The 5,914-nt window shown below is 63.0% G+C and carries 5 protein-coding genes; 1 reads left to right on the top strand and 4 read right to left on the bottom strand.

Annotated features, from left to right (window positions below; genetic code table 11):
• Positions 1 to 246: CoA-transferase (locus Q0072_RS12500; protein WP_298330595.1), on the bottom strand; the 246-nt coding region annotated here is incomplete at its 3' end.
• A 179-nt stretch (positions 247 to 425) separates the two neighbouring features.
• On the opposite strand from Q0072_RS12500, the gene Q0072_RS12495 reads away from it, so the two are divergent.
• The gene (locus Q0072_RS12495; RefSeq protein WP_298330593.1) at positions 426 to 1,217 is read left to right on the top strand and encodes a 3-hydroxybutyrate dehydrogenase; all 792 of its coding nucleotides are present in this window, start codon (positions 426 to 428) and stop codon (positions 1,215 to 1,217) included.
• Positions 1,218 to 1,353: 136 nt separating this feature from the next.
• Here Q0072_RS12495 and Q0072_RS12490 read toward each other — a convergent pair whose 3' ends face one another.
• From Q0072_RS12490 to Q0072_RS12480, 3 genes are all read right to left on the bottom strand, one after another.
• Positions 1,354 to 2,619, bottom strand: a complete 1,266-nt coding sequence (locus Q0072_RS12490; RefSeq protein ID WP_298330590.1) for an MFS transporter — start codon at positions 2,617 to 2,619, stop codon at positions 1,354 to 1,356.
• Positions 2,620 to 2,698: 79 nt separating this feature from the next.
• Positions 2,699 to 4,963: a TonB-dependent receptor gene (locus Q0072_RS12485; protein WP_298330587.1), complete on the bottom strand. Its 2,265-nt coding sequence runs from the start codon at positions 4,961 to 4,963 to the stop codon at positions 2,699 to 2,701.
• Between the two features lie 64 nt (positions 4,964 to 5,027).
• The coding region (locus Q0072_RS12480) for an alpha/beta hydrolase (RefSeq protein WP_298330584.1) at positions 5,028 to 5,914 on the bottom strand (887 nt) is incomplete at its 5' end.

Here is a 5,914-nt window from a genome sequence, read left to right as displayed (position 1 = left end):
CTCACCGACATAGGACGAGATCATCTTTTTGATCTGTCGCGTATTGAGCAGCATCCCCAGACCGAAGCCATCGACCCCGGCATTGTTGGAAATGGCGGTAATGCCGGTCACGCCCGTATCGCGCAGGGCGGCGATCAGGTTTTCGGGGATGCCGCACAGGCCAAAGCCTCCGGCCATCACCGTCATCCCGTCAAACGTCAGCCCCTCCAGCGCACTTTTCGCGTCCGCATATATCTTCGACGGCATCGGTGTCTCCCGTGTTTTCGGGTCATTCCTACGCACTTCGGTGCCGTTTGTCATCCCCTTGTGCGCAAAAAATTCAGCATTTGTTGAATTTGTTATTGACCCCCTGAGACGGCCCGCCGATAGTTAAGCCCGAAGCCCCGCCACAACGCAAAGAGGGCCAAAATACAGGGAGTTTCATCATGACCGACGCGTCTCTTCGCGGGCGGACCGCGCTGATCACCGGCTCTGTTCAGGGCATCGGGCTGGCCATAGCCGAAGCCTTTGCCAAAGCCGGGGCCAATATGGCCCTGCATGGGCTGGCCACGCCGCAGCAAGTCGATGCCGCCACAGACCACATCCGCCGTCTGGGGGCGCAGGCGCGCTTTTTCGACGGCGATCTGCGCGACCGGGCGGCCATTGACGGCCTGATGGAGGCGGTGTGGAACTGGGGTGGCGGCATCGACATAGTGATCAACAATGCCGGGGTGCAGAAGACCCTGCCCTTTGCTCAGATAGATGATGCGACCTGGGATACGGTGTTGTCGGTCAATCTGACAGCGGCCATGGCCACCATGCGCTATGCCCTGCCGCGCATGGCGGCGCGCGGCTTCGGGCGCGTCATCAATATCGCTTCGGTGCACGGCCTTGTGGCCTCGGTGGAGAAGGGGCCCTATGTGGCTTCGAAATTCGGGCTGATCGGCCTGTCCAAGGTGGCGGCGCTCGAATACGCGCGCACCGGCGTGACCGTCAACTGCCTGTGCCCCGGCTGGACCGAGACGGCCCTGATCGAACCGCAGATACAGGCGCGCGCTGCGGCCGCCGGAGGTGATCGTCAGGCCGGGATCGCCGCGCTTCTGGCTGAAAAACAACCGTCGCAGCGCATGAGCGCCCCGGACGAAATCGCGGCGCTGGCCCTGTGGCTGTCCTCGCCTCTGGCCCACAATGTGACAGGCACGTCCATCCCCATCGACGGGGGATGGACCGCTCAGTAAGCTATCAGAGCGGAATGATTTCTAAAATCATTCCGCTCAAGCCGCCATTGAGGCGGCGGCCAAGGTGGCGAAAGCCACCGCCCGGCGAGGGGCTAAACAATTTAGATCATTATGTTTTATCATAAAACATAATGATCTAATCCACCCAGTCGCGGCGGATGCGCAGCGAGGCGAAGAATAGCAGGATCGCCGCCATCACGTAGAAGCTCAGGCCCGCCAGAAAGGCGTACTTGATCGAGGCATCGCCATAGAGGGGCTTCAGATAGTCCGAGGCCGCGCCGAAGAACCACGTCCCCACCGCAATGCCGATCAGGTTGTTGATCAGCAGGAACAGCGACGAAATCATGGTGCGCGAATGGCCCGGCCCCAGATGCTGAACCGCCGTCAGCACCGGCCCCAGCCACATCAGGCCCAGCGCCTGCGGCAGCAGGAACAGGGCAAAGGCCGTCTCCGGCGTGGTGGCCAGCACACCCAGTGCATAGAGCGGCACCGAGATGATAAACGCCACGCAGGGGATCAGCGGATAGGCGCGCTTTGACTTTTGCCCCAGCTTGTCGCCCAGCACGCCGCCCAGCGCCATGCCGGCCACGCCGCCGATGAACAGCAGCGCCGCCAGAAACCACGAGCGCGACACGAGGTCGAGGTGCAGCGAGCGCGACAGGAAGGTCGGCAGCCAGTACATGAAGCCGTAGGAGACCATGGACGAACAGGCGGCACCGAACGACAGGAGCCAGAAGGTCGGCTTGGCGAAGGCCAGCCTGCACGCGGCGATAAAGCCCAGCGGCTTGCCCGCAGTGGCGTCATAACGCCCGCGCGGCGGGTCCTTGACCATCAGGCGGAACAGCGGCGCGATCAGAATGCCCGCCAGCCCGATGGCAATAAAGGCAAAGCGCCAGTCCACCTTCGCCGCCAAAAGCCCGCCGAACAGCACGCCGGCGGCGGAGCCGACCGGGATCCCGAACGAATAGATGGCCAGCGCCTTGGCCCGCTGTTTGGGCGGGAAATAGTCGGCAATCAGGCTGTAGGCCGGGGCGACGCCGCCCGCTTCGCCGACGCCGACGCCCATGCGGGCGATAAACAGATGGGTAAAGTTGTGCGCCAGACCGCACAGGGCGGTAAAGCCGGACCAGACGGCCAGGGCTGTGGTCATGATCCACACGCGCGAGGTGCGGTCGGCCAGCCAGGCCACCGGAATGGCCAGGGTGGTATAGAGCAGCGCAAAGGCCAGCCCGCCCATCAGCCCCAGTTGTGTATCGCTGAGGCCCAGTTCCTGCGCGATGGGGTCTTTCAGGATCGAGATGATCTGCCGGTCGAGGAAGTTGAACGTATAGACGACGATCAGGGCAAACAGGGCCAGATAACGCCCCTTGATCGGGGCCGCGTCGGGGGTGGGGCTGGACATTGGAAACCTTGGAAAAAGGAACCTCTCCCCCGTAGGGTGCCACGGGGGAGAGGTCAGGATACAGACCTTAATCTATTGTCTAGTAACGATATTCCAGAGTGAGGGTCACGGTGCGCGGCGCGCCGTAGAAGGCCGAGACCGAATTGCCGAACAGCGGCGAGACGCTGCTGGGGAAGTTGTAGCCGCCCGTGCGGTAGCGCTCATCGCCGAGGTTGCGACCATAGAGGCCGACCTTGTACTTAGCACCCGGTGCGGTCCAGGTGACGCCCATATCATAGAGCCAGTAGGCCTTCTGATCGAGGGCGGCATTGGAAGCTTCGAACATCTGCATGTCGGAGCGGTAGCTGGCCTGCGGCGACACCACCAGCGAGCCGCCAAAGGCGTCCGTCTTATAGGTCAGGCCGAAATTGTTGGTCCATTCCGGTGTCATCTGGAACTTATAGACACCGGCCAGATTGACGTAAGAGGCGGTCAGCACATTATAGCTGATGAATTCGTCGAAATCCGCGCCCGTATAGCCGAGGGCGAAGTTGCCGGTCAACTTGTCCGAGAAGCGCAGCGTGCCTTCGAATTCCGCGCCGCGGATCGAGGCCTTACCGGCGTTTTCGACCTGAGAGGCCACCGTCGCGCCCACCGGGGTCTGACGCGTGATCTGCATGTCGTCATACTTCGAATCGAAGACGGCGAAGGTGAAGTTCATCAGGCCGTCAAAGGTGGTGCCTTTCAGACCGATTTCCTTGCTGAGCACGGTTTCCGGATTGTAGCCATTGACGGTCGAGGGCGTCAGGATGACGTCGCCGCGCATGTCAAAGCCGCCGGACTTGAAGCCTTCGGAGATGGCCGCATAGCCGGTCAGGGCCGGACTAAAGGCGTAGGACAGCGAGACGCGCGGTGTGAACTTGTCGAACGATTTGTCGTTGGAGTAGTTCGACCGCAGCAGGGTGACCGCGCCCTTGCCGCCGAAGACGGGCGAGGGGACGCCGGCATAGTTGGCGCGATAGACGGTGCCGCGCTTGTTATCCTTAGTGTAGCGGCCCCCGAACGACAGCGACCACTTGTCCGTCAGCTTGTAGTTAAAGTCAGCAAAGGCGGCAATGGAGTTGGTGCGCACCTTACCCTGGGTCAGGGTGGTGGCCGCATTGCCGAGTATGGTGGTGTCAAACGCACCCGACGCCGTGCTGTTCAGATAGAAGAGGCCCGCCACCCACGACCAGCGTTCGCCGCCATAGGTGAACTGAAGCTCCTGCGTGGCCTGCGTGTCTTCGTACTTGGCGGGCACGTCCATAAAGCCGCCCGGCGTGTTGTCGAAGTCGATCTTGGTCGCCGTTTCGCCCGAACGCACGGCCGAGATCGACTTAAACGTCAGTGTGTCCGAGATCTTGTATTCCGCCGTCAGCGACACGCCGTCGGTTTCGACCTTATTCTTGTCACCCAGACCCGCATAGGTATCGTAAGGATCGGCCGGGGGCGTGTTCCACACGGCCTGCGTGCCGGTATAGAGCGGGCCGCCGACCGAGTTCAGGGCCGGGGTTTCGCGGTGACCGTGACGGGCATTGGAGTCGTCCTGCGTGCGGTCATAGGCCAGACGCAGCGATAGCTTGTCCGTCGGGTTATATTCGGCGCTCAGGCGGACGGCGGTGACGTCCTTGTTGTAATGCTCAGCGCCGGTGAACAGGTTCTTGCCGAAACCGTCGCGGTTATATTTGGCAATCGCCGCACCGACGGCGAACTGATCCGACAGGGGGATCGAGCCGGTCAGAACGAGGTCGCGCTGATTATTGCTGCCCAGCGAGCCGCGCACCATAAAGGTGGGCGAGGTCATGTCCAGCGGCTTGGTGACGTATTTGATGGCACCGCCGATGGTGTTGCGGCCATAGAGGGTGCCTTGCGGGCCGCGCAGCACTTCGACGCGCTGCACGTCATAGATGTCGAGCACGGCGCCTTGCGGACGCGCCACATAGACGTCATCGACATAGAGGCCGACGCCGGGCTCAAAGCCCCACAGCGGGTCCTGCTGACCCACGCCGCGGATAAAGGCGATCAGGGTCGAGTTGGAGCCGCGCGCCACCTGAAGCGTCATGTTGGGGGCCTGCTGCTGAAGCGCGGTGATGTCCTGCGCGCCGGTCTGATCCAGCTTGGCCGACGAGAAGGTGGAGACGGCGATCGGCACGTCTTTCAGCGTTTCGGCGCGGCGGCGGGCGGTGACGACGACGTCGGTCACCTCATCGGCCGAGGCGGCGGGTTGGGTCGCGGTTTGGGCAAAGGCCTGCGGCGCGGCGAGGGCCAGAAGGGTGCCGAGGCTGGCCACAGAGGCCATCAGCAAGGGTTTGAAGGTCTGTTTCATGGGGTTTCCCTGTAAAATTATAGTTGAAACGCGTACTTGGAGAGCGCGGCTGCCGACACCCGGATCAGGGGCGCAGGGCCTGTTCCCGCAAAAAGGCTTGGATGGCCGACAGGGCCACAGGTTCGTCCAGCAGGGGCGCGTGGCCCCGGTCCGGAACGGTGACGGTGCGCGTCTGCGGGTGGGTGTCGCCCATGCGCTGCAAGGTCTCCGCCGACAGGAGGTCGGACAGGGCACCGCGCAGGGCGAGGATGGGGATGTCTTTCAGCCCCGCCCACAGGTCCCACAGTTCGGGCGGGGCGACGGCCTGACTGCCCGGTGCCATGCCTGCCGCAATGGCCGGATCATAGGCCGGGACGGGGCGGCCTTCGACCTCCACATGGGTGCGGCGCGCAAAGGCCAGCCAGTCGTCAGGCCCAAAACCGGGGAAGGCGTCGGCATTGATCAGGCGGGTGTTTTCAGCCGCATCGGCCCAGTTGGTGACGGGCTTGCCTTTGCCGACATAGCCGCGGATGCGCTCAAGCCCTTCGGGCGACAGCTTGGGGCCTATATCGTTGAGGACGATACCCCGCACGCGCTGCGGCGCGGCGGCGGCCAGCAGCATCGAAATCAGCCCGCCCATAGACGTACCGATAAAGGTGGCGCGCTCGATCCCCAAGTGCGCCATCAGGGCCAGCATGTCCTGCACATAGACGCCCAGCGCATAGTTTGCCGCTTCGCTGTCATAGTCTGAGCGCCCGCGCCCGCGCTGATCCGGAATGATAAACCGATGATCGGCAGGCAGGTGCGCCATCAGCGGCTCGAAATCGGCGCTGTTGCGCGTCAGGCCGTGCAGGCAGATGACCACGCGCCCGGCCTTCGGATTATAGTCGCGGGCATAGAGCTTCAGCCGTCCGCTGCACAGCGAATCCGCGCCGCTGCGATAGGTCACGTCGTCGTAGGTTAACCCTGCCG

The organism is Asticcacaulis sp., from assembly GCF_027484505.1.
GTDB lineage: Bacteria > Pseudomonadota > Alphaproteobacteria > Caulobacterales > Caulobacteraceae > Asticcacaulis.
This window is presented reverse-complemented; position numbering and strand designations above follow the sequence as displayed.